Below are 24,669 nucleotides of genomic sequence, written 5' to 3'. Positions count from 1 at the left end.
GTAGAAGTTAAAAGCTAAAAAATTAATTTTTCACCTCCTAACTCCTAACTTCTAATTAATCCAAAATCTAAAATCTAAAATTTAAATAACTGACTATGCAAAATTTGCCGAATTTCCGCGATTACTACGAAATTTTAGGAGTATCTAAAGACGCTTCTGGTGAGGAAATTAAAAAGGTTTATCGGCGGTTAGCAAGACAATATCACCCCGATCTGAATCCGGGTAACAAAGAATCTGAGGAAAAATTTAAAGATATCGGCGAGGCTTATGAAGTCCTTTCAGACTCAGCCAAGCGATCGCAATACGACCAGTTTAGCCGCTACTGGAAGCAAAAAGGCTTTGCAGGCAACAAACAAACACCAAAGGCTAAAACTTGGCAGAGTGGTGCTAGCGATCGCAATGGCAATCAAGACGTAGATCCAAGTCAATTCTCCGACTTTGAAAGCTTTATTAATCAAGTTATCGGTGTCAAAAATAAGAGTGGGGCCAGTAAGTCTAGTAGTAATGGCAATACTAGCGATCCGTTTCGTTCCCCCAGAACAAAAGTTGCCTATACAGTTAACACTCCACCTCGGACAACGCGTCGGGATATAGAAGCCAGATTAACGCTACCACTAGAAAAAGCTTATCAAGGTGGTAATGAACGCATTCGTTTGGAAGATGGGCGATCGCTAGAAGTTAATATGCCACTAGGGATGGTGACAGGTCAAACCATTCGTTTGCGAAACCAAGGTGTTGGTGGTGGCGATCTATACTTAAAAATTACCGTTGAGCCTCATCCATTATTTAAGCTAGAAGGTTTAAATATTCTTTGCCAAGTACCAGTTACTCCCAGCGAAGCAGTTTTAGGAGGACAGGTAGAAGCACCAACTTTGGATGGCCCAGTGAAAATGACCATTCCTCCAGGAGTTAGGTCTGGTCAAAAATTCCGACTAGGGAATAAAGGCTACCCCGGCGATGACGGTAAACGTGGCGATCAATTAGTAGAAATTCAAATAGTTACACCGAAAAATATTAGTCAAGAAGAACGGGAACTTTACGAAAAATTGCGGCAAATTGAAACTTTTAAACCTCGTGCTGATTTATTGGGTTAGGAGTGAGATAGTATATCAAGCTATTGATCAAAATAATTACTAACTCATAATCCATAATTCATTTACAGAGCAACTTAATTTATCAATGGATAAAAATGTAGTCAATATTCCAAGTCCCTGATTTTTAGTGGGGACTTAACTACTAATTACGACTTAAGTAAGTTGGCACAATAAACTCAAACTATGTAAAGAAAAATGAAATAGGCATAAAACCCTTATACTTATTGCCTATTGCCTATTGCCAACGAAAATTATTTCCGCTCACTTACTTATTTTAACTTCAGTCTTCATCTTGAAAAACAGTTTCTATATCTTGTAAACCGTGCAAGATAGGTACAATTTCTATGCCTTCGTCTATTAGACGATAAAAAATTAAATAATTTTTTACTGGAAAACTTCGCACTTCCCCAATTCACAAAAGATTTAAAATATAAAAAATATCTTTGAGCAAAGTGACTCAAACAGCCGTGAATCAGAACGGGGCAATGCCACAAAGCAGTAAACCAACTTATTACTCCCTGCTAGGACTGCATCCCTCGGCATCAGTAATTGATATTCGTCGCGCTTATCGAGAACTGAGCAAACGCTATCATCCTGATACTACAGACTTGCCTACTGCGATCGCCACTCCCAAATTTCAGCAAATCAATGAAGCCTACGCCACCCTTAGCCATCCAGAACGGCGATTAAACTACGATTTAAAAATTGGCTATTCCCGCTTTGGAGTGATTCAACCACCCCCTGACTTGAATCATCCGGTCTCGCGTTCTCATGACTGGTCAAAATCAGCTTACCTCGACCCAAGTGATCGCCCCTTATCATCTGGCGAAATTTTTGCTTTATTTATGCTGGTGTTAACATTTGTAGGTTGTTTGTTGTTAGCAGTTGCCATTGGCTTAACTCGTGGTGATGCTGCTTTTCAAACCCGTTTGCTACAGTCAACTCCATCTGTACAACAGCAAATTAACCATGTATCGCAACTAATTACCCTTATGGTAATTAAAAATTAAAAAATTTCCTAATCCAAAATCCCAAATTCCTATGCCTCTTCTTCCCTCTGATACGCCCCTATATAATCATCCCCTGCCACAAATTGAACAGTGGCTAAAAGACCAAGGCTGTCAACAAGACGACACCCAGAGGCATTGCTGGCATGTGCAGCGGCCTAGTTGGAAAGCTGAACTATGGCTCGATGTTGAGCAAATCGTAGTGCGATATGTCCAATCTGGGGAAAATGGGCAAGATATCCAACGTTCATTCAAGTATTCTCTTAGTCGGGATGACGTAGAACAAGCTGTGTTTTCTGGGCCATAGGTAAAGTGTTGAATACAGTTCATCGTAAATTTAGACCAAAGTCTCTAGCGAGCGCATTTCGATAAACTGTAAAATTCGCTTGGCGGCAAGGATCACGGCTTTACCCATAGATGAAGGAAGAGTGAGATGAGCGATCGCACGTTTGGGCACAAGAAAGCAGATACATCAACTTTTTCAAATCCGTCCCTTGTCTCACCAACAACTCCGACACTGGCGAACCCAACACGAGGCTTTGGTTTAACAACGAATAATGTCATCCAAACAGTAACTGAGGAATCAATCAACCTTCAAGAAGTGCAGACTGCTGACGAGCAATCCTTGTTATCAGAAACCATTCAGCAACAGTCTTTTGGTCATGATATTAGTCGTATATCGTTGCGTCGTCCCCAGGCAAAACTAACGGTGGGAGAACCAGGGGATAAGTATGAGCAGGAGGCCGATCGCACAGCCGCTCAAGTAATGAGTATGCCAAATGCAGCCGTGCAGCCTATTCAACGAGAAGCGATGCTAGAAGAAGATGAGGTACAAACCAAACCTTTAGCAGCATCCATTACGCCTATAGTACAGCGAGAAGAAATATCGGAAGAGGAAGAGGTGCAAGCTAAGGTGATCGCCTCTATTCAAAGAGAAGAAATGCCAGATGAAGAAGATGTACAGACTAAACCCACTTTGCAGCGTTCCACCGATGGCCGTTTACAAGCAGATAGTTCGATCGAGAGTCGATTGAATAGCAGCAAGGGTGATGGAGATCCATTGGCGGATGAAGTGCGATCATTCATGGAACCCCGCTTTGGGGCTGATTTTAGTCAGGTGCGAGTGCATACCGACAGCGAAGCGGTGCAGATGAATCGAGATTTGAATGCTCAGGCATTTACCCACCAGCAGGATGTTTATTTTGGTGCGGGGAAATCTCCAGCTAAGGACGCGTTAACTGCCCATGAGTTGACCCATGTAGTACAGCAATCTGGGATAGTCAATCAAAAATCTATGCAACGGGCGACGACTACCCTCGTGCAGCGTGACACAACATCAGATAAACTCAAGGATCTTGAAACACGAACCAAGGTATTGGAGAAGAAAACAGCTGCAACTCAACTCGATCTCAAGTATCGAGCCTTGTTTGGTGAAAAAACCTCAACTTACAAACAAATCGTTTATCGACTCACAGGAGCATTCCAAAGCGCTCTGAGCGGATACCAGGGCGCTCACGGTAAACAGGCGGCTCGAGACGCTGTTATCGACCAAATAGTCGCGACTCTGGTCGTGGTTGCAGGAGCGGCAGTTCTCGAACCCTTCCTCAACAGTGGTCTTGGCAAACTACAAAATCTACTTGGCAAAGCTAGTCAGACGATCGCCAAGGTTGATATTGCTAAAGTTGTAGAGAAACTGGAAAACCCGATTAACGCCGCAGCATCGGGGACTGGAAACATAGCAACAACGAGCGCAGCCGGAGATCGGGCTACAAATGCCCCCCAGCCAGCAACACTGCCAGCTGGTGGGGGAGGAGGAACCGGAGGAGGCGACCCGCTCTCCTTCCTGACATCCAACATGGAAGCAATCGAGACACATACCCAAAAATTTGAGGCAGCCTTCAGTAATCGTGCGACGCAGTATGATGCCATGACCCCGGATCAGTGGGACAAGTGGAATAAGGAGACTCAAGAGGCTGAGTACAGTACTCTTCTTAAGAATCTCGACACTGTAGCGTTAGGTGATATCTCTAAGCTAGAAGGTGCCCAGACACTCGCTGTCAAGATAGAGTTATATCTGTGGGCAGCCTGGATTAAGACACAGATTATACCGGGTGTAAGGGGTCTACAACTCGGTGGACCCTTAGCGAAACGGCTCAAGGATTTGGGGGTTGAGAGCTTGGCAGATGTAAAATTTGATACTGAATCTTGGGTATTTATGGAGCATCAGCCTCAAGGAAAATGGGAATCTAATCTCCATACTTGGGCACAGGGTTGGTCACAGCCATTAATAAAATAGTCTACAAATACTTAACCCGTTTATTCTACCAAAATGCGATCGCTGCCATCATCGAGATACGCGATTGTGTTTGGTCGATCGCATTATGACTGCTAAATGCGCTCGCCTAGCTTGTAAAGTAGGTATAGCTGACAAAAGCACCCACCAAAAGCGATCGCTTACAATTAAAGTTACTCCTACTCTGACAAAAACCCATGCAAATCGTTCTGCCACCTGAAGTAGAAGCCCTAGTTCAACGCCAACTCACTAGCGGTAAGTATCAGAACGCGATCGCAGTTATTCTTGCAGGCATAAAACTCCTGGAACAGCAAGAAGACATCTATCAAGGACGATTGCAAGACCTGCAACAAGAAGCGCGGATTGGGTGGGAAGCGTCCGAGCGGGGCGAAGTTGTTGATGGTTCGGCTGCAATAGATCAAATTCGTGCCAATGTGCGGTCGCGCTACGGTGTTTCAGACAAAGCATGACCTCACAATTTCGCCTTACCAAACCCGCAATTCAAGACATTGAGCAGATAGCGGATTACATTGCTAGACAATCTGGCTTGGCTCAGTCTGAGGGTTTTCTGAGTAAGCTGGATGCGAAATTCGCCAAAATTGCTCAGTTCCCTGGTATCGGACGACTGCGTGATGAAATTTTACCCGGTATCCGTAGCCTCTCAATAGACAATTACCTCATCCTCTACATGCCCATAGGGCAAGATGTGGAGATTTTTCGTATTGTCAGTGGCTATCGAGATATCAAAGCCCTATTCGATGACTCTGATTCTTGATACTCCTTCTCCTTGTTAACATTAATTCTATCCCTTGGTTAACAAGCCTCGTGGTTATCTCCACCCAACCCACTGAGGCGGAAATTGGCGGTTGGGTTTTATTATAAATTTATACTTTCCCAAATCGCCGTTCGCGTTGTTGGTAGGCACACAAGGCGCGGTGAAACTCGGCCCGGTCAAAATCGGGCCAGAGAGCATCAGTAATGTAAATTTCTCCATAAGCCATTTGCCAGAGAAGGAAATTTGAGAGGCGCATTTCTCCACTGGTGCGAATTAACAAATCTGGGTCAGTAATTCCGGCTGTATACAAGTGGCTCTCAAACACCTGTTCATTAATTTCATCGGGTTGTAGCAGACCTTGCTGGACTTGTTTTGCGATCGCCTGACAAGCTTGTAAAATTTCCTGCCGTCCGCCATAATTAGTTGCCACTGAAAACCGGATACCGCGATTATCCTTGGTTTCTTCCATTGAACGGGATATTTCTTGCTGGAGCGATCGTGGCAGAGCCTGCAAATTTCCGACAAACTTAATTTGAACATTCTCTTCGACCATTTCTCGCAGTTCTTGGCGCAAAACTCTTTGAAACAGAGTCATCAAAAAATCCACTTCTTCCTGCGGTCTTTTCCAATTCTCCGTTGAAAAAGCATAAGCTGTCAGCGCCTGAATCCCCCAATCCTGACAACAACGGAGTAAATCCTTAAGAGCATCTACTCCTCGCTTATGACCCATAATTCGAGGTAGACCCTGACGTTTAGCCCATCGACCATTGCCATCCATAATCACCGCAACGTGCTGCGGCAATAGTTCTCGTTTTAAGTCAGTAGGCAAATCTTGCAGTTTAGTTTGTTGTGCTGTCATTTTTTATCTCGAGAAGCGGTCGATGGTAATCCGAGTAAACGTGAAACCAGTGCTAGTGTCTTCCCACCTATCCGACGAACAAAACTCAACAGACCAGGAGCAACAGCTTCCCTATCCACGGTTGGTGACAAAAGAGCCTCTAATGACTCTTTTAATTTTTTAATCGTCAGTGGTCTATTTAGGGTTCCCCGTTCCGCTAAGGAAATGGAACCCGTTTCTTCAGATACAACGACACAAATGCAATTTTCGACCCGCTCAGTAATTCCCATTGCCGCCCGGTGGCGTGTTCCCAACTGGCGCGAGGCTGTGCGTCCCGAAAGTGGTAAAATTATACCCGATGATACGATCCGTGAGCCACGGATTAATGTCGCTCCATCGTGTAACAAAGTTTTCGGCTGAAAAATTGTCTGGATTAGTTCTTTAGAAACCTCCGCATTTAGCTTTACTCCTGGCACAGAAAAATCTCGCTCATCAATTGGCCCTGTGGTTTCCACAATTAGTAAAGCTCCAATCCGGTTTTTTGACAATTCTTTAACAGCCTCAACAATTTCATCAATTACACTATCAGATTTGGGGATTGCCAGCCGATCGGGTTGAAACAACTGGCGAAATTCGCCACGCCCCAATTGCTCCAAAAACCGCCGAAACTCTGACTGTAAAGCAACTGCCATCGCTACAGCACAACCAATCACCAACTTTTCTAGTACAAAACTTAAAAGAGGTAGTCCTAATCTGCCACTTAGTGCTGAGGCTAGCATTAAGATAATGAATCCCCGCACCATCCACAGTGTTCGGCGCTCACTAATAATAACTAGTATCATGTAAGTCAGCGCCAGCACTAACACAATATCCAGAGTCCCAAGCAGCAAGGACTGTGACCACCCCAGGTTTATCAGCCATTGCTTCCACCAATCTCTCATGACATCTGGATTACACTTTTGCCTCTAATTACAGTTAGTCATTTGTCATTTGTCATTTGTTATTATTTCCTGGCTAATGAACGCCACTTGCTTTAACGGGGCGAACCCCCCTTCGGGTGACGCTCGCAGGCTCGCTAACGCTGCGCTAACGGCAGTTCCTCATGGGGGAAACCCCCTTCTCTACGAGACGCTCCGCGAAGGCGCTAGCCTCTCCCTTTGGGAGAAGACCGGACTGCCTCACGGCAACGCAGTGGCTCCCAATGACCAAGGACAAATGACGACTAAATTTTCAGCCTTTCTGGTAGGCTATCTTGTCGAATTAAGTCTTGATAAGTTTCACGTTGCAAAATTAAATTCGCTTCGCCATTCGCCACCACAACTGCTGCCGGTCGGGGCAAGCGGTTGTAGTTAGATGCCATACTGTAATTGTACGCACCAGTTCCCATAACTACGAGAATATCTCCTGGTTCAGTCTTTGGGAGTAGTGCATTGTGAATCAGAATATCTCCTGATTCACAATGTTTACCAGCAATTGTGACTGTTTGAGTTAAAGGAGAAGACATTTTATTGGCAACTACTGCCCGATAAACTGATTGGTAAGTAATCGGGCGAGGATTATCGGACATTCCCCCATCGATCGCTACGTAGGTACGAATTTCTGGAATAACTTTGGATGAACCAATAGTATAAGCAGTGACGCAAGCTGTGGCAATTAGCGATCGCCCTGGTTCACTCAGTAATTTCGGCAAAGGCAGATTTTCGACCGCACAGGCTTCTTGGACAACTTCACAAATTGCCTTCACCCACTCTTCAATGCTGGGAGGATCGTCTGATTCTGTATACTTAATCCCCAAACCACCGCCAACATTTAACTCTGTAATATTTAAACCATACTTTCCGGCATCTCGTAGCCATTGCACCATGACAGCAGCTAAATCTTGATGCGGTTGGCGCTCAAAAATTTGGGAACCAATATGAGCGTGTACCCCTACGCAGTCAAGGGTGGGTTGTTGACTGACAAAGGTAAATACTTCATCTAAATCGTTGGGATCAAAGCCAAATTTGCTATCTAAGTGTCCCGTGCGAATATATTCGTGAGTGTGGCATTCAATACCGGGAGTTAGCCGTAGCATGATACGTATATGGAGAGGGGATGAGGTAACATTTTCTCCCACTGCTCCCCTGCTCCCCTGCTCCCCTGCTATTTCCACAAGGGTACGCAACTCATACCAGTTATCCGCCACAATGGTGACACCAGACTCGATCGCTAAAATTAATTCTTCACGAGATTTATTATTTCCATGAAGGTAGATTTTCTCAGGACTAACACCTGCTTGCAAGGCGGTGTAAAGTTCGCCACCAGAAACTACATCGATTCCTAAACCCTCTGATGCCGCGATCGCACAAACTGCTAAACAATTCCAAGCTTTTGAGGCGTACAATACTTGAGATTCGCCCTTGTAGTACTGCTTGAAAGCATCTCGGTATTGCTGACAAGCTGAACGCAGGGTTTCTTCATCTAAAATATATAAAGGTGAACCAAATTGCTTAACTAGGGTTGTGACATCACATCCACCAATTTCTAGGGAGTCATGATTATGAACTCTAGCAGTTAGGGGTAAAAGTTCCTGATTAGGCGAGAGATTTGGGTTAGTGTCGCGCCTTTGAGGTAAATATTGACTTCCAGAATGTTGAACCCCAGTGGGGTGAGTCGATACCATAAATATAAAAGTTGTCCTTGTTCAAATTACGGGCTTTGAGTTCGTCTCCCGATTCCCAGTTTACAAAGGGTTTGTAATCTTATTCAATAAATGTGATCTCATTAGACTTAGAAATTAAATTACTGACACCAGATAATCTCAGTGCAATTCTGGAACTAGATCAAGCCTGTTTTGGCGGACTTTGGACTCTTGAGGGCTACAAACGAGAATTGGATAGCCCTAACAGCGATTTACTCGGTTTATTTTCCCCATTCTCCAATGTTAGTTTGTTAGGAATGGGTTGCTTTTGGTCAATTTTAGAGGAAGCCCACATTACAATTTTGGCGGTTCATCCCCAATATCACCGTCAAGGTTTGGGTGCGGCTTTACTATATTCACTCCTTAAGACAGCTTGCGATCGCGGAATGGAGCGAGCTACCCTCGAAGTCCGAGCTTCCAACTTGGCGGCAATATCTTTATATCAAAAATTTGGCTTCAAAACAGCCGGACGGCGGCGGGGTTACTACCAAGATAACGGTGAGGATGCACTAATCCTTTGGCTCCCCGATTTACAACACTCCAAATTTCAAACAAGTTTAGACCAGTGGTATTCCACAATCAGCGATCGCCTCAGCAAATCCTCTTGGCATTTGCTTTTTAAATAGTTGGGGATTAAGGGCTTGCGATCGGCTTCAGCAAGAAAAGCAACTTTGCTGCGCTTAATTAGATTTAAATATTCTATAAATAATAAATAAACTATAAAAAAAACATATACGAGGCTATTGTGCTTGATATTTACAAGTGTATGTGGTATATGTAGATGTTTGGGATTAAGTGAATAAACTCTCAATATAAGCAGTCAGCTATTTGTAATAAATCTCAAAAAGTCCCAAAAACGCTGGTGAACTAAAGCTCCTCAGTACACTAGCCGAATAAAAGCAGTCAATAGTTAACAATTAGCCCATCAACTAAAGTCATAGCTTCAGGATGTCTATAATCTGTTATACAGGCATCCAAAAGCTTTGCCTGTGCTAAAATCAGCATACCGGCACGACCGCAGGTGATGGGAAAAATGCCATGTTTGAACGCTTCACAGAAAAAGCCATTAAGGTAATCATGCTGGCCCAAGAAGAGGCCCGCCGTTTAGGTCACAACTTTGTCGGAACTGAGCAGATCCTCCTGGGTCTGATTGGCGAAGGCACTGGAGTGGCTGCCAAGGTGCTGAAATCAATGGGCGTCAATCTTAAAGATGCCCGAATTGAAGTTGAAAAAATTATAGGACGGGGATCAGGCTTTGTTGCCGTGGAAATTCCGTTTACGCCACGGGCAAAGCGAGTTCTAGAACTCTCCTTGGAAGAAGCACGCCAACTGGGGCATAACTACATTGGCACCGAGCATCTGCTGTTGGGCCTAATCCGCGAAGGGGAAGGTGTCGCAGCCAGGGTGCTAGAAAACCTCGGTGTGGATCTATCTAAGGTAAGAACCCAAGTCATCCGCATGTTGGGAGAAACTGCCGAAGTTTCACCAGGCGGCTCATCCGGGCGCACAAAAACCCCAACTCTGGATGAATTTGGCTCAAACCTGACCCAGATGGCGATAGACAATAAGCTCGATCCAGTGGTGGGACGCGCCAAGGAAATTGAGCGGGTGATCCAGATATTGGGTCGCCGAACCAAAAATAACCCAGTGCTGATTGGGGAACCAGGGGTTGGTAAAACTGCGATCGCTGAAGGTTTAGCTTCACGCATTGCCACCAAAGATGTCCCTGACATCCTGGAAGATAAACGCGTCGTCACGTTGGATATTGGTTTGCTCGTAGCAGGAACCAAGTACCGGGGTGAATTTGAAGAGCGCTTGAAAAAAATCATGGATGAAATCCGCTCTGCGGGTAATGTCATTCTCGTGATTGATGAGGTACACACCTTAATTGGTGCAGGTGCAGCAGAAGGTGCTATTGACGCAGCGAATATCCTCAAGCCAGCTTTGGCCAGAGGTGAGTTGCAGTGCATCGGAGCTACAACCCTAGATGAATACCGGAAGCACATCGAGCGAGATGCAGCTCTAGAGCGGCGTTTCCAACCAGTGATGGTTGGCGAACCTACAGTTGATGAAACAATTGAAATTTTATATGGTCTGCGCGAACGCTACGAGCAACACCATAAACTGAAAATCTCCGACGAAGCATTAGTGGCGGCGGCGAAGTTATCAGACCGTTACATTAGCGATCGCTTCCTCCCAGATAAAGCCATCGACTTAGTTGATGAAGCTGGTTCTAGAGTGCGCTTGATTAACTCCCAACTGCCACCCGCAGCCAAAGAGTTAGACAAAGAACTGCGTCAGATATTAAAAGAAAAAGATGATGCAGTGCGCTCTCAAGACTTTGACAAAGCTGGAGAACTGCGCGATCGCGAAATGGAAATCAAAGCCGAAATCCGAGCGATCGCTCAAAGCAAGACCAATGCAACTGGCACAGAAGGTGAAGAACCTGTAGTTACAGAAGAAGACATTGCCCATATTGTCGCTTCCTGGACTGGGGTACCGGTGAACAAACTCACCGAATCTGAATCTGAAAAGCTGCTGCACATGGAAGACACCTTGCATCAGCGTTTAATTGGTCAAGATGAAGCTGTGAAAGCAGTTTCACGAGCAATTCGTCGCGCTCGTGTCGGATTGAAAAATCCCAACCGACCCATAGCTAGCTTTGTCTTCTCTGGGCCTACTGGTGTAGGTAAAACCGAGTTGGCGAAATCCTTAGCTGCTTACTTCTTCGGTTCCGAAGAAGCGATGATCCGCCTAGATATGTCCGAATACATGGAGCGTCACACCGTCAGCAAGCTGATTGGTTCCCCTCCAGGTTATGTTGGCTATAACGAAGGTGGTCAGCTGACTGAAGCCGTGCGGCGGCGACCTTACACCGTGGTGTTGTTCGACGAAATCGAAAAAGCGCACCCCGATGTCTTCAACATGCTGTTGCAAATTTTGGAAGACGGTCGGTTAACTGATGCCAAAGGTCGCACGGTAGACTTCAAGAACACCTTGCTGATTTTAACTTCCAATATTGGTTCTAAGGTAATTGAAAAAGGCGGTAGCGGTATCGGCTTTGAATTCTCCGAAGATGCCAGCGAGTCAACTTACAACCGGATTCGCTCTTTAGTCAACGAAGAACTCAAGCAGTACTTCCGTCCAGAGTTCCTCAACCGACTCGATGAAATTATCGTCTTCCGTCAGTTGAACAAGCCGGAAGTGACCCAAATCGCCGAAATTATGCTCAAGGAAGTATTTGGTCGTCTGACGGAAAAGGGTATTACCTTAGAAGTCACAGATCGCTTCAAGGATCGTTTGATCCAAGAAGGTTACAGTCCCAGCTACGGCGCAAGGCCATTACGTCGGGCAATTATGCGCCTGTTAGAAGATAGCCTAGCAGAAGAAATTCTGTCTGGTCGTATCAAAGATGGCGATACAGCCCTTGTTGATGTGGATGAAAATGGCATTGTCCAAGTTAGTTCTCAACAGCGTCGGGAATTGTTACCCCAAGGTGTTGAGTAAGATTTAGGGTTTGGGATTAAATCTCAAATAAAAAATTAGAAAACGGTAGAGTATTTATTGCTCTACCGTTTTTTATTCACTAAATATTCATTAACTACTTCAAATTTGGATCTAGTAGCATTTGGTCTGCGGTAGTATATTGTTCACTATTATCGAGGGTGGATTGGTAACAATTGAAGAGTTTTAGCTTTCCTGATCCAGTTTTGATAGTTATTTAGAAGTTATGAAATTGAATTGGGAGATTTCTGTAGATGAAGTGAGGCGATTAAAATTGCATTGGTGCTTAATTGTAAAAATTGCTTAATTCATCAGATAAAAACAGAAAATTTCTGTTATTTTACCTTTTTCAACAGAAAAATTTAAACCTCCAGGGCTGGGTTCTTCAACTATATAATTTAAATTGGTAACTTTACCATCTTGAGATATTTCAGTTTTTCCATAGGTTCTAATCACTTTTGATTGTCTATCACCTACTTTTAGTCCATCTATGGTCGAATATTTAGAACTAGTTGCTTTAATTTGATAAACAGTAAAGTTACCTGGTTTAGCACCTTCATCTAAATCAAGTGTGATGCCTGCATATTTAAGAGTACGAACTTTACCAATAGCAGGTATAAAACCATTTTCTACTTTTACAGGTTTACCTAAAATTTTTCTGACTTGTGCCTCGGACATAGAAAGTTTTACTCCACCTATTCCTAGACGTTCAATAGTTATCCCTGTTGATTGATTATTAGTATTCTGAGAAATTTGATAGTAAGTAGTGGTAGCAGTTACTTGATTATGGGTATAACTAGTCAAGAGAACAACAAAAGTAGCGATGCCTACGGTGGGCTTCGCCAACGCCAACAAAATTTCTCTTAACATAATTGCATACTCGACTATTTTATACTTACCAAGCTATAACCCCAGCCTGTATATCAGTTTTATCACATGCTTTCTAGTGTGTCTTTATCTTCAATCAATCGATTGATTCTGGATCAGACCTGAAGTCCCTTTAAAATGGAAGAATATAAAGAATTATTAAAATCAATCGTCATGACGTGATTGTAACGAAGTGGACAATTGACAATATCACCGCATGATTGACGCTGGCATTTTGAGCGATCGCAAAGTAGTTTGAATCTGAGCGATCGCTTCTTATGTAGCTTGATAAGTATTTATAAACACCAAGTACTTACCTCCAAAATGGGTAAATTTTGCCAGACTTAAAAACGCCACCAATGACCACAGGATAATCCCCCGTCTATTTTGTAGCCATCCCCTACCTGCGGCGAGAGCAGAAATTACCGCCAATAACAGGAATGGCATTGCTGGAATAGAGTACTGATGTACCAAGTCTTTTTGAGGTTGGTAATCAGCCAGAATGTTGAGTGCCAAACAAGGAATAGCACCTACTAAAGGCTTTATTCCTTGTAGGGATCAAAAAAGTATTCATCGTGAGTATTTTAGATACATAATTAGCAATATTATTCACTAACCTAATCAGCCTTAAATGTATCGCCCAAATATTGTAAAGCTATTCACAAAAAGAACTATAACTTTCGCACCAAAAAAATGGTTATTTAGCTTGCTGGTAATATCTCTAGTTCTCTGGCTGATATTTTTGGGAAACTCCCCTTTACGAGACTGGGATGAAGGTACTTATGCTCTAGTCGCCAGAGAAATTTACCGAACTGGTAACTGGCTTTATCCCACCCTTCAGGGAGAACCATTTTTATTGAAACCGCCTTTGATGCAATGGTTAATTGCTTTGTGCTACCAACTAGGAGGAGTGCAAGAGTTAACCACACGCTTACCTGGTGCGATTTTAACTGCCTTGGGTGTGCCTTTGCTTTATTTAGTGGGGCGTTTGGCTTTTAAACAAAATTTACCTGCTTTATTTGCTGCTTTAGTTTACTTGACAATGTTGCCTGTGGTGCGTCATGGACGACTGGCAATGTTAGATGGGATGACTATTTCTTTTTTCTTATTATTGTTATTTTGTCTTTTAAAGGCACGTCAGAACCGAAAATATGCTCTAGGCGTGGGATTTTGTCTGGGGTTAATTATTCTGACTAAGGGAACGATAGTTTTACTATTGGGGGCGATCGCCTGTTTATTCTTGCTTGCAGATCGGCAATTAGCTTTGTTGAAAAGTCCCTATTTATGGGTAGGAATTTTTTTAGGGAATGCTGCTGCGATCGCTTGGTATATTGCTCAATGGCAACATTATGGTAATACTTTTTTAGAGGTGCATTTTCAAGCACAAGCTTTTGACCGCCTTACACAAACTGTTGAAGGTAATAGCGGGCCTGTTTGGTACTATTTATTAGAATTACTCAAATATGGTTTTCCCTGGCTGTTATTTTTGCCTGGAGGGCTTTATCTAGCTTGGAAAAAACGTTATGAAACTTGGGGTTCTCTAGTTATTTTGGTCACAATTATTTACTTAGGAACTATTTCTTTTATGAGAACTAAGCTTCCGTGGTATGTCATGCCTGTATATCCATTTTTAGCCTTGGCAATTGGTGCTAATTTGAGCGAAGTTTGGCAGAATCGTCATTTTCGAGTGCGAAGTTGGACAATATTTTTGGCTATTATTTCTCTTGCTGGTTTAGGAGGTTGTGTTTACTTTTTTATTAAGAAACAGCCTATTTTGATAGTCATGAGCATTGTTTTGGTAATAAGTATGGGTATCGCAGCATGGCTAGTTAAACAGCGCGATCGCAACTTTATTCCAGTGTTATTTACAGGTATGTATTTAGTATTAACCCTGTTGGTGAGTTCGCAATCATGGATTTGGGAATTGAATGAAGCTTTTCCAGTTAAACCAGTAGCGGAATTAATTCGGGCAAATGTTTCACCAGGAACACAAATTTACACCTCTTTTGCTTATGGTCGTCCTAGTTTAGATTTTTATAGCGATTGCAAGGTAACTGCTACAACGTTGCCACTTCTACAAAAAATGTTATCAAATAAATCTTATTTGCTGTTAGATAATGGGGCTTTACAGCAAATAAATTTAACTGGTAGTAAAATTCTAGGAGCAACTAAGGAATTCACACTAATTATTAAAAATTAATTATACCAAAAGCTACAGATACCCGACTTTCCAAAGAAGTCAGATATCTTATTTATCGATAAAACACTAATAGATAATATTAATCAACCTAAGCTACCCAAAGATTGCGGGCAAATCGAATAGAGAATGTCAACATTAGTATTCCAAAAAAGTACATGATTGGGTATCCCCAACGAGGATAACGGGCAAGTAATAACCCAAATGCCATTGACAGCGATACAATACCGTAAGCGTAGCGTTCAGCCGAGGCTGTAATCCCGGTGTTTAAAATTAAAGCCAAGGAAGAAAACCCATAAACAACAGTAACAAGGGGAATTTTAGCGCGTGATAACCATAGTAAATATATCCCACCAAAAACTAGTGGGATTTTTAGTAATTCATCTCCTGCCAATAACCACAACAATAGCCATAAAAAACATACTCTATTGCGGAATTTAACCATCCCCAGATGTAAGCGAAAGCGCCATAATAAACAGGCGCTACCAATAATTATTAATAATAATAACGGATGCAAAGGGTCTTTAATATAGCCAGCTTTAAAATTAGTGTAACCTATCGTAATTTGCATCAGCATCTGCCACCAACCCTGCCAAGCAAATCCTGCTGCATCACCACGCCACGCTTTTTGTGCATGGATGAAAGCCAAAGCATCGCCAAATTTAATTTGACAATAAAGGCTGTACAGAGATATACCAAAACCAACACTTAAACTGGCAATATAGGCTTTTATACCTCTACGTTCTTTCCAAGAAACAAACAGAAAAGCTGGGATGAGAGCAACTCCAGGTAATCGTGTGGCTGTAGATAATGCTCCCCAAAATCCTGCCCAAATATATTGCTTTTTATCAAAAGCTCGTAATGCAGATGTGGTACATAACAAAAATAGACCTTCAGTGTAAATTACGGTTCCATAAAGAGAATAGGGACACCATACTAAAGTAGCTGTTACCCATCGTGCTGTCCTTGTGCCGTAATGCTCATGTACCCAACGATAAAGTATTATTAAGGTAGCTAAAAAAGCCGAATTATTAACTAATATAGCTGCTACTTTAGGAGAAAAGCCAATCAACATAACTATACGACTTAATAAAGGAAATAAAGGAAAAAATGCAACCGTATGTATTTCCTTTACGTCACTAGAGAAATCATAACCATAAGTCATAATTTTCTCATACCAAACACTATCCCAAGCATAGAAAACATCCCAACTAAACGTAGCAGCAACGCTATTAGATGGGGCTGGAAATAATGGAGCAATCAGTAACATTGCGATAGCTATTAGAAGCCTACTAGATAGCCACATTACTACGACAAAAAATAAGCCGTCTGGTAAATTTTTTTTCTCTATATTCATTTATTTTAAATAGATACATTAACTTTTGATTGATGCGTTATAAAAATTCAGCTTTGAATTTTGGATAAATCATGTCACATTTTCGTACAACGAACCAGAGTGTAAAACCTAAAGGTATAGAAAACAACTGTATATATATAGGAGTTCCTAAATAGCCAAAAAATGAGGACATTTGCACTACGATAGCTACCCAACGATATTGAGGAAAGTAAAAGGCAAAGATAAGAGAAAATATATCGGTAGGATAGAAATATCTGTCGTGCATCTTGGGTAAGATATATGGCATAAAGAAAACTGATATTGTCGCTAAGTGTATCAGTCTATCTTGAGTAATTTCTAGTCTACTTTTATAAACAATGTATGCAAACAAAAATATTGCAGATATAGTTAAGGCTAAACCTATAGGAACAACAATATTATAAAAATTACTGGGAATCCATTGATAAATATTAGGTGCATTTTTAGTGAGTTCTTTATATTTATTAGCTTGGTTAAAGTATATTAGCAACAATTCTGACATTGGTCTGCCTGCAAACCAAGCTGGCAATATTAAAACTACATATACTAATGGAATCAATGGTAAATAATACCAATAAATTCTTTTTTTTAGTAACATTATTAATAATAAAGGTGCTAAAAACATAGCTTGAAACTTAAAAGAAATTGCTACGCCAAAGCTAATTAATGCTAAAACTTGTTTTTGAAGTGATAAAAAATAAATACAGGCAATCAATCCTGTTGTATAGATAACATCACATTGTCCCCAGATGGCACTATTACAAATAACACTTGGACTCAATATAACTGCCAAAAAAGCAAAGATTGGTATTTTCCCTTCTGGGTATTTTAGTTTGACAATTTTGTAAGTTAAAAAGGCACAAAGAAAATCAACAGTTATAGCAAAAAGCTTGATTGCGAAGATTTTCGGCAATCCAGACAGCAAGGTAGCAGAGATTAAAATCCAGTAGAGGTAAGGGGGTGTGTAATCGGCAAAACTATATTTTAGAGCGCTGAAGCCGCCATGAGATGCAATGAAATCATACCAAGGCTCTAAAAAATATTTATAATCAAGTGATTTACTCGGAACAAAAACTAATCGAATTACCACTGCTAAGATAATACCAATAGTAAAGTATCTATTAACTTTCGATGGGAAAGAGTTTAACAGCCTATTGAACTGATGTTTCACTAATTTTAATAATGTATTGCCGGAAGTTTTCGTTATAAATTGTATCAGTCAAGTTGGCGGTGTCGAAATATTAAATCAAGAGGAAGCGATTAGAAATCGCGGCTACACAAAATTTCCCCATCTCGTGGGGTTAAAACTCTTGATTGTTCGTGCTTTGTGTGTATTAGCTTTTGCGTCAGCGTGCCGGAGGCTCTATACTAAGATCCTTCGTTTGTTATTTGAACAGTGGATTGGCTAGATTGCGCTAGATAGATACCCACTAAAACTACGGCGAAAGTCGCCCAGTCAAACAAACCTACCTGTTCTGAAAAAATGAACCAAGCAAAAATAGAAGCTAAGGCTGGTTCGAGGAGAAGTGTGACGGCGACGACGCTGGAAGAGATTCTGCTGAGGCTATAAGCTAAAAGTCCCTGACCCAATACTTGGCAGAAGAGGGCTTGGAAAATTATGAAAAACCAACCCGTCCAGGAATAGGGTAACAGTCGATCTTCGAGGAATGGGAGTACGGGTACTAGAAACATCGTGGTCACTCCACAGCGCCACAGCATGATAGTTGCGGTGCTAAAACGGGTTCGGAGTCGTTCTATCAGCAGCATACATGTAGCCATGAAAATGGCAGTTAGCAATGCTAAGGTATCACCCAGTATTTGGTCAGTTGCAAATTGCACCTTATTGAGTTCAAATGCGATCGCTCCCGCCAAGGCTATTACCAGTCCAATCACGAATCTGTTATCGAAGCGCCGACCGAATAACACATACCCAGCCAAAGCAACAAATAAGGAGTTCAAATTAGAGAGTAAAGCAACATTAGCAACACTCGTTTGACTCAGCGACCAAGCCCACAAAAGAAGGTAGGTTCCAGCAGAGGTTCCCATTGCCAACAATAGCCACACTTCTTGACTTGTAAAAGGCTCATTTTCTATAGGTTCATTCTCAGATTGTTGGCTACGGAAAGCCTCAAGTAAATTCCACAGGGCAAATACAATTGTGGCGATCCAACTGCGATGAAATACTACAGCATTTGCACCAATTTCTTGTTGACATAATTTAGTCAGAGATGGTGCTAAAGATATAGGAATTAGGGCAAATAATAATGATGCAGTTCCTAATAAAGCTGGTGTTTCAGAGAATTGTTGCTTTAGTAATGACAGTTTGCTCGTCATACTTTTAACGAAAGTGTTAACTATATTTGTGACTGATTTCTGGATCGGGAAATTAACAACACCTTGGCTAGATACGGCTAAGTATAAACCCATTAAAACGACAGCGAAACCTACCCAATTTGAGAAAGTCAATTTTTCCGAAAATATGATCAGAGCGAAAATACCGCTAAATACTGGCTCTAACAGATGCACTAATGAGACAACTACAGAGGAAAACTTGGCAAGGCAATAGGTCAAAAGCCCATGACCTAAAACTTGGCAGATCAGCGCCAAGGAAATGACCCACAGCCACCCACTGACTGTAGAAGGGAAAAGCTGATCTTGAGTAAACAAAAGTATGGGTAAGATAATTAGGGAACTAATCGCACTGATCCACAACTGGATTGTGGCCGGAGAAAATTTAGTTCGTAATTTTTCTACGATTAGCAGATATACACTCAAGAAAATTGCAGAAACGATCGCAGCAAAGCCCCCTTGAACTTCGTCTGTGGCGATTTGCAACTCCTCAAATTCTATAGCGATTGCTCCCCCAAGGGCGATGACCATCCCAATCAAGAATTGGCTCTCAAAACTCTTACGATATAACAGCCACACCCCTAAGCTAGTAAATATGGGGGCGAGATTATGTAAAACACTAGAGATCGCAACGCTAGTTTCAGTTAGTGACCAAGCCAAAGAGACTAAAGTGCCAGCCCAAAATATCCCAGCACTTCCCAATAGCCAGAGATCCTGGCTGGTGTACGATTGCTGTTCTTCAGGTTTGTCTAAGGAAAGTCGCTGACGTATAGCCTTGTATCCGTTCCAGAGCAAGAAGAACACACTCGCAAGCCACAAACGATTAAATACAGTGGCATTGGGGCTGAGTTGAGTTTCGCTCAATTTCACGAAAATAGAGCCAAAAGATATGGCACCTACACCGACAAATAATGCAGCTAGGGCTATCTTCCTTTGATTGGATACATTCATTAGGGAATTTAAATTCAACTTCTCACCAATAAAGAATCAAACCTCTAACCAACCCAACGTTCTTGGGCAAATCCTACAGCTATTTTGGCTAGTAGTGTCATAAAAGCACCCAAGATTAAATATCCCTGACGAGGATGGCGAGATAGCAGTACACCAATGGCTATATTCAAAGGCACAATACCATAAGCGAGACGGCTCAAGGAGATAGTACCTCCCGAAGCTAACAGCAAACCAATACCGCAAAAGCCATAAATAACGGTAACTGCGGTCAGTTGCGTGCGTAAGCGCCATAACACATAGCCACCACCCAAGACCATGAACAAGTTGAGCAAGTTATTGATCCACTCTTCGCTTGCTAGGAGCAACAGAGATAAGACTAAAGCATAAAAGCTATAGAATAATTTCACAAAATTCAAATGTTGACGGAAGTGCCATAAAAGATAGCCACTGGCAACAATCACGCCTAATAACAAGAGATACCAGGGGTCTGCAATCCCGCCAGATGGTTTTTGAATCCAACCATATTGCCAGTTTTTTGTGCCAACTATAATTTGCATCAGCATATTTAACCAACCCTGCCAATCAAACCCCAGATTGGGCCGCCATCCTCGTTGTGCTTCGATAAAAGCTAAAGGGTTGCCAAAATAAATCGCACAATACAAACTGAATAGAAGTATGCCAGTAGCGGTAACAAAACCAGCAATATAGGCTATGGGTGGTCGGCGTTCTTTCCACGCTGCGATCGCTAATGCTGGAATTAATGCCATACCTGTAGGACGTGTTGCTGTCGCCATCGCCCCCCAAAGCCCAGTCCAGCCATACTGCTTTTGATCAAATGCCCGCAAAGCCGAAGTACTCAAAAACAAATACAGCCCCTCTGTGTAAACCACCCCCGTAAACATGGATGATGGATATAAAGAAACTACAGCAGTAGTCCAGTGCGCTGCATTGATGCCATAATGCTCCTTTACCCAAAAATACAAACAGTAAAGCGCTGCGAAAAATGCCAGGTTGTTGACTAACGTCCCTGCTAATTCAAACGGCAAGCCCAGCTTCATCAAAACCCAGATGCTTAAGGGAAACAGGGGAAAGAAGGCAAGATTGTGTTGCTTACCGTCATTCACAAATTCATATCCAGAAGTTGCGATCGCTCGATAATGCATACTATCCCAGGCATCAAAAACCCCCCAGCCAAAATGAGGCAAAAATTCTTCTGCTGGTAAGGGTAGTTTTGGCGCAACCAGCAACATAGCAGTCCAGATGAATATTCGACTGGCAAGCCATATTGCTGCTGGAAACAGGAAATCATTTTTCCATAAAACTTTTTTTATAACTATTTGAACTTTGACCATAGGGTTGAGTACTTCAACAAACTCCTTTAGGCATTCTTTTACCTATGGCTGTAACACAGCAATTTATAAGTAATATTTTGCATATTAAATCCTCCATCAACATAATTAACAAACTGGACAAATTAGCAATTAATTGAAATTATTTCCTATTTGGTTACTTTTGCCAATTCTCTCAGAGTTTATCTTTAAAAATATAGTATTTATAAGTACATTTTTTGTCTAGTTATATCAAAGTTGAGCAAATTTAGTACTTTATGGCTAGCAGTCTATCGAGTTAAAATCAACCGATTGGGGTTGGCGCAGCCAGGAAAGCATGGATAAATTTCCCTTTGTATCTCTGATCTCCCCATCCCCGCGTCTCTACTCGTCTGCGTCAGTGTATCGATTATAGTCATTGCTGTTATTAAAGAGTCCCCAGCAATTTATAGTGGGAGTTGTCTGTAAATCCTTAAGCAATTGTGAAAGCGATTACTCTTGTTGGTTCCACTGGTTCTATTGGTACTCAGACTTTAGATATTGTCACTCAGTACCCAGATCAGTTTCGGATTGTGGGATTGGCAGCTGGGAACAATGTTGAGATGTTGGCTGCTCAAATTCGGCAGTTTCGACCGAAAATAGCAGCAATTTGCTCAGAAGATAAATTACCAGCGCTCAAAGAAGCTATCATTGACCTCGATCCCCAACCGATTCTACTAGCAGGCGAGGCTGGAGTGATAGAAGTAGCTCGCTATGGCGATGCTCAAACTGTTGTCACTGGGATCGTTGGTTGTGCCGGTTTGCTACCCACGATCGCAGCTATTGAAGCTGGTAAAGATATTGCCTTAGCGAACAAAGAAACTCTGATTGCTGGGGCCCCTGTGGTTCTACCCCTAGTCGAAAAACATGGTGTAAAATTACTTCCAGCCGATTCCGAACATTCCGCAATCTTTCAATGCCTCCAAGGTGTGCCAAAATCTGGCTTGCGGAAAATCTTGCTCACTGCATCTGGTGGAGCTTTCCGCGACTGGGATGTAGAAAGGTTAGCAGATGTAACCGTTGCTGACGCTCTCAAGCATCCTAATTGGTCGATGGGGCGGAAAATCACAGTAGACTCTGCTACTTTGATGAATAAAGGACTGGAAGTAATTGAGGCTCACTTCCTGTTTGGGTTGGATTATGACAATATCGAAATTGTCATTCATCCCCAGAGCATTATTCACTCGCTGATTGAATTGCAAGATACTTCCGTTTTAGCCCAACTCGGTTGGCCGGATATGCGCTTACCTTTACTGTATGCTTTATCCTGGCCTGATCGCATCTATACAGATTGGGAACGACTAGATTTAGTCAAAGCTGGAAATTTAACCTTCCGCGAACCAGATCACCAAAAGTATCCTTGTATGCAGTTGGCTTATGCTGTGGGTAAAGCTGGTGGTTCGATGCCAGCTGTGTTAAACGCTGCAAATGAGCAAGCTGTAGCTTTATTTTTAGATGAAAAAATTCGCTTTTTAGATATTCCTCGGTGTATCGAATGGGTGTGCGATCGCCATCAAAATGATAACCGTGCAAATCCCTCTTTAGATGACATTTTGGCAGCAGATAAATGGGCAAGACAAGAAGTTTTAACAGCGACTGAAAAATTAGAAACTCACTCGCGGATAATTTCTCTGCGATAAAAACTCTCACTCAGATACCCAAAAGGCAGATTTTCTGGCTTTTGACCAATTTTTGTTTAGCCTTCGGCATTAGCCTGAAGGCTAACTGCTAAATTCATTTTTTTCCATTCTCTACCATGTGTTACTAGACTCTTTATCTGAAAAACCTATTGATTAACTAGAGACATTTGTCTTTGGCTTTTCTAATAAGAAAATAATTCCTAAAACCGGGAAAAGTAAAGCGATTAGCTGCATTACTTTAAAGCCTCTTGCATCTGTTTCCAATGAGCCTAATAAAGATGGCTGGATGATTGAATGAATATTACCAAAAATATACCAACTATAGATTCCCAGTGTAATCCATTTTGCCCACATTTTTTCTTGAAATATTCCAACTATTGCGGCAACTGCTATGACAGAAGCGATCGCTAGAAAAAATGTTGTAGCAAAAGATGTCTCACTACCAGCAGTCTGACTTCGAGTTATAATCCAACTTATCATTGCACCAGTTGCACAAGCTAGGGCAACCAACAATAAATATACTAGGCTGTACCACTTTCCAAGTTTGGTATATATTTTTGCGGTCATACATTCTACTTTGAGCCTTTTGATTCTTAGAAATCAAACAGGATATATTCTTGTAAAAATATAACTATTATACTATTGTAACTATTGATACAAATTTCTCAGTAAAAAATATTGCATAAATTCTGCCAAATTGCCAAATAAGTTGCCTCTCATCTGAATTATTGTCTCATTTTCAGATAATATAACATTGGCACAGTTAGACAAAAAATCTTGGCTTTAGTAGCTATTCCAAATTAGGTCTAATAGCTTTAGCACTAGTAATTTTTAGTTCAGACAAAATTACCCTTTCTGAATAAATATCCTCTCAGTTAAGGGCTATTGTTAAGGAATTTATATATTATGATTGCTACGTTGATTGTAGCTTGGATTGTCTTCGTAATATTGTGGAAGTTGTTGAAAGCCACTCTAAAGAATGCATTAACCATTGCCGCAATTCTGATTTTATTAAACATTAGTTTTGGCATTACTCCACAAGATATTTGGCATCACATCATGCAGTTTACTCAAAGTTTATCAAATATCCAAAGCGGCAAGTAAAAAGTAAGATTAATTATATTAATAGATAAGTAGGGGAAATTCATAAATTGCCCCTACTTTAGCAACTTATTAAGGATAGTTAAACTCTGACACAGCGTACTGCTCAATCATTATTTAATGCTGAAATCTTGGCTAATGCATCCTTAAAACTTGGCGGTAACTGACGCATAATCTTGCCTCTTTCGCGATCTAAAGCTACTAAAGTCACCTTGGCAGTAACGTATAATTCTTGTCCATCAGTTGAGACAATGGCATAATCCCAATTAATTCGGACACCTGTTACCTCAGCCATACGCGTTTTTACTACCACTGCCATACCCAATTGAATTGAACGATGATAACGCAACGACAGTTCTACAACTGGTAAATCACAACCTATCGCAACTAAATCAGCAAATGCAATCCCTATGGATCGCAAGCATTCAATCCGTGCTTCTTCCATCCAAGCTAGATAAGAACCGTGCCAAACAACACCAGAATAGTCAGTGTGGTGGGGTTGCACTCTTAGAGGATATTCAAACCAATTCCCAAATTCATGACTTGATGGATTGTCAAGGGCGGTGGTGGGTGGTAATTTTGGTTGGCTGGGTTTTTCTTGTGACATTTTCACTTTTCTAAGCACCTATAA

At 41.8% G+C, this 24,669-nt stretch carries 23 protein-coding genes and 1 pseudogene; 12 read left to right on the top strand and 12 right to left on the bottom strand.

Annotated elements, in window-relative coordinates:
- The first annotated feature begins 95 nt into the window (after positions 1-95).
- Positions 96-1,094: a DnaJ C-terminal domain-containing protein gene (locus H6G86_RS02390; RefSeq protein ID WP_190932935.1), complete on the top strand. Its 999-nt coding sequence runs from the start codon at positions 96-98 to the stop codon at positions 1,092-1,094.
- A gap of 280 nt (positions 1,095-1,374) precedes the next feature.
- Here the strand turns inward: H6G86_RS02390 and H6G86_RS38490 are convergent, their stop codons facing one another.
- The gene (locus tag H6G86_RS38490; RefSeq protein WP_313930357.1) at positions 1,375-1,497 is read right to left on the bottom strand and encodes a type II toxin-antitoxin system RelE/ParE family toxin; all 123 of its coding nucleotides are present in this window, start codon (positions 1,495-1,497) and stop codon (positions 1,375-1,377) included.
- Between the two features lie 82 nt (positions 1,498-1,579).
- On the opposite strand from H6G86_RS38490, the gene H6G86_RS02380 reads away from it, so the two are divergent.
- The 6 genes from H6G86_RS02380 (at position 1,580) to H6G86_RS02360 (ending at position 5,169) form a co-directional block, all read left to right on the top strand.
- Entirely contained in the window at positions 1,580-2,104 is a 525-nt protein-coding gene (locus tag H6G86_RS02380; RefSeq protein WP_190933116.1) for a J domain-containing protein, read from the top strand.
- Between the two features lie 31 nt (positions 2,105-2,135).
- Positions 2,136-2,408 (top strand): DUF3143 domain-containing protein, encoded by a 273-nt coding sequence (locus H6G86_RS02375; protein WP_069071493.1) that lies wholly within the window; start codon positions 2,136-2,138, stop codon positions 2,406-2,408.
- Positions 2,409-2,534: 126 nt separating this feature from the next.
- Complete coding sequence (locus tag H6G86_RS02370) at positions 2,535-4,397, top strand: eCIS core domain-containing protein (RefSeq protein WP_190932934.1); 1,863 nt, start codon at positions 2,535-2,537, stop codon at positions 4,395-4,397.
- 85 nt (positions 4,398-4,482) lie between these two features.
- Complete coding sequence (locus tag H6G86_RS39395) at positions 4,483-4,614, top strand: hypothetical protein (protein ID WP_277883523.1); 132 nt, start codon at positions 4,483-4,485, stop codon at positions 4,612-4,614.
- Positions 4,592-4,864 (top strand): ribbon-helix-helix domain-containing protein, encoded by a 273-nt coding sequence (locus H6G86_RS02365; protein WP_190932933.1) that lies wholly within the window; start codon positions 4,592-4,594, stop codon positions 4,862-4,864. Before H6G86_RS39395 ends, H6G86_RS02365 begins: the two co-directional genes overlap by 23 nt.
- Complete coding sequence (locus H6G86_RS02360; RefSeq protein WP_190932932.1) at positions 4,861-5,169, top strand: type II toxin-antitoxin system RelE/ParE family toxin; 309 nt, start codon at positions 4,861-4,863, stop codon at positions 5,167-5,169. Before H6G86_RS02365 ends, H6G86_RS02360 begins: the two co-directional genes overlap by 4 nt.
- Before the next feature lie 109 nt (positions 5,170-5,278).
- Here the strand turns inward: H6G86_RS02360 and uppS are convergent, their stop codons facing one another.
- The 3 genes from uppS to lysA all read right to left on the bottom strand — a co-directional run bounded on the left by uppS (position 5,279) and on the right by lysA (position 8,669).
- The gene (uppS, locus tag H6G86_RS02355; RefSeq protein ID WP_012412222.1) at positions 5,279-6,028 is read right to left on the bottom strand and encodes an undecaprenyl pyrophosphate synthase; all 750 of its coding nucleotides are present in this window, start codon (positions 6,026-6,028) and stop codon (positions 5,279-5,281) included.
- Positions 6,025-6,948, bottom strand: a complete 924-nt coding sequence (gene cdaA, locus H6G86_RS02350) for a diadenylate cyclase CdaA (protein ID WP_114083815.1) — start codon at positions 6,946-6,948, stop codon at positions 6,025-6,027. The genes uppS and cdaA overlap by 4 nt, the downstream gene beginning before the upstream one ends.
- Before the next feature lie 281 nt (positions 6,949-7,229).
- On the bottom strand, positions 7,230-8,669 hold the full coding sequence (gene lysA, locus H6G86_RS02345; RefSeq protein ID WP_190932931.1) for a diaminopimelate decarboxylase: 1,440 nt from the start codon (positions 8,667-8,669) through the stop codon (positions 7,230-7,232).
- 92 nt (positions 8,670-8,761) lie between these two features.
- On the opposite strand from lysA, the gene rimI reads away from it, so the two are divergent.
- A complete protein-coding gene (gene rimI, locus H6G86_RS02340; RefSeq protein WP_190932930.1) occupies positions 8,762-9,313 on the top strand; it encodes a ribosomal protein S18-alanine N-acetyltransferase in 552 nt (183 codons plus the stop codon).
- A 412-nt stretch (positions 9,314-9,725) separates the two neighbouring features.
- Positions 9,726-12,194: an ATP-dependent Clp protease ATP-binding subunit gene (locus tag H6G86_RS02335; protein ID WP_069071487.1), complete on the top strand. Its 2,469-nt coding sequence runs from the start codon at positions 9,726-9,728 to the stop codon at positions 12,192-12,194.
- A gap of 300 nt (positions 12,195-12,494) precedes the next feature.
- Here H6G86_RS02335 and H6G86_RS02330 read toward each other — a convergent pair whose 3' ends face one another.
- On the bottom strand, positions 12,495-13,061 hold the full coding sequence (locus tag H6G86_RS02330) for a hypothetical protein (RefSeq protein WP_190932929.1): 567 nt from the start codon (positions 13,059-13,061) through the stop codon (positions 12,495-12,497).
- Between the two features lie 276 nt (positions 13,062-13,337).
- Positions 13,338-13,616 (bottom strand): annotated as a pseudogene (locus H6G86_RS02325) (DUF2079 domain-containing protein); the annotation flags it as partial.
- 73 nt (positions 13,617-13,689) lie between these two features.
- Between H6G86_RS02325 and H6G86_RS02320 the strand changes: the two are divergent.
- Positions 13,690-15,258 (top strand): ArnT family glycosyltransferase, encoded by a 1,569-nt coding sequence (locus tag H6G86_RS02320; protein ID WP_190932928.1) that lies wholly within the window; start codon positions 13,690-13,692, stop codon positions 15,256-15,258.
- 88 nt (positions 15,259-15,346) lie between these two features.
- Here H6G86_RS02320 and H6G86_RS02315 read toward each other — a convergent pair whose 3' ends face one another.
- From H6G86_RS02315 to H6G86_RS02295, 4 genes are all read right to left on the bottom strand, one after another.
- Complete coding sequence (locus tag H6G86_RS02315; protein ID WP_190932927.1) at positions 15,347-16,612, bottom strand: putative hexosyltransferase; 1,266 nt, start codon at positions 16,610-16,612, stop codon at positions 15,347-15,349.
- Positions 16,613-16,649: 37 nt separating this feature from the next.
- A complete protein-coding gene (locus H6G86_RS02310; RefSeq protein WP_313930346.1) occupies positions 16,650-17,720 on the bottom strand; it encodes a putative hexosyltransferase in 1,071 nt (356 codons plus the stop codon).
- Between the two features lie 278 nt (positions 17,721-17,998).
- Entirely contained in the window at positions 17,999-19,930 is a 1,932-nt protein-coding gene (locus H6G86_RS38105) for a DMT family transporter (RefSeq protein WP_199338135.1), read from the bottom strand.
- Positions 19,931-19,974: 44 nt separating this feature from the next.
- Complete coding sequence (locus tag H6G86_RS02295; protein WP_190932926.1) at positions 19,975-21,282, bottom strand: mannosyltransferase family protein; 1,308 nt, start codon at positions 21,280-21,282, stop codon at positions 19,975-19,977.
- Positions 21,283-21,740: 458 nt separating this feature from the next.
- Here H6G86_RS02295 and dxr point away from each other — a divergent pair, with 458 nt between their 5' ends.
- Positions 21,741-22,937 carry a 1-deoxy-D-xylulose-5-phosphate reductoisomerase gene (gene dxr, locus H6G86_RS02290; RefSeq protein WP_190932925.1) on the top strand — a complete coding sequence of 399 codons (1,197 nt, stop codon included), beginning with the start codon at positions 21,741-21,743 and terminating at the stop codon, positions 22,935-22,937.
- Between the two features lie 153 nt (positions 22,938-23,090).
- Here dxr and H6G86_RS02285 read toward each other — a convergent pair whose 3' ends face one another.
- Positions 23,091-23,504 carry a hypothetical protein gene (locus tag H6G86_RS02285; RefSeq protein ID WP_190932924.1) on the bottom strand — a complete coding sequence of 138 codons (414 nt, stop codon included), beginning with the start codon at positions 23,502-23,504 and terminating at the stop codon, positions 23,091-23,093.
- A 339-nt stretch (positions 23,505-23,843) separates the two neighbouring features.
- On the opposite strand from H6G86_RS02285, the gene H6G86_RS02280 reads away from it, so the two are divergent.
- Positions 23,844-24,041: a hypothetical protein gene (locus H6G86_RS02280; protein ID WP_114083805.1), complete on the top strand. Its 198-nt coding sequence runs from the start codon at positions 23,844-23,846 to the stop codon at positions 24,039-24,041.
- Positions 24,042-24,144: 103 nt separating this feature from the next.
- Here the strand turns inward: H6G86_RS02280 and H6G86_RS02275 are convergent, their stop codons facing one another.
- Entirely contained in the window at positions 24,145-24,645 is a 501-nt protein-coding gene (locus H6G86_RS02275; protein ID WP_190932923.1) for an acyl-CoA thioesterase, read from the bottom strand.
- Positions 24,646-24,669 lie beyond the last annotated feature (24 nt).

Source organism: Nostoc sp. FACHB-133 (assembly GCF_014698055.1).
GTDB lineage: Bacteria > Cyanobacteriota > Cyanobacteriia > Cyanobacteriales > Nostocaceae > Nostoc.
Note: the sequence above shows the minus strand (reverse complement) of the source record. Positions and strands in the feature narration are given on the sequence as shown.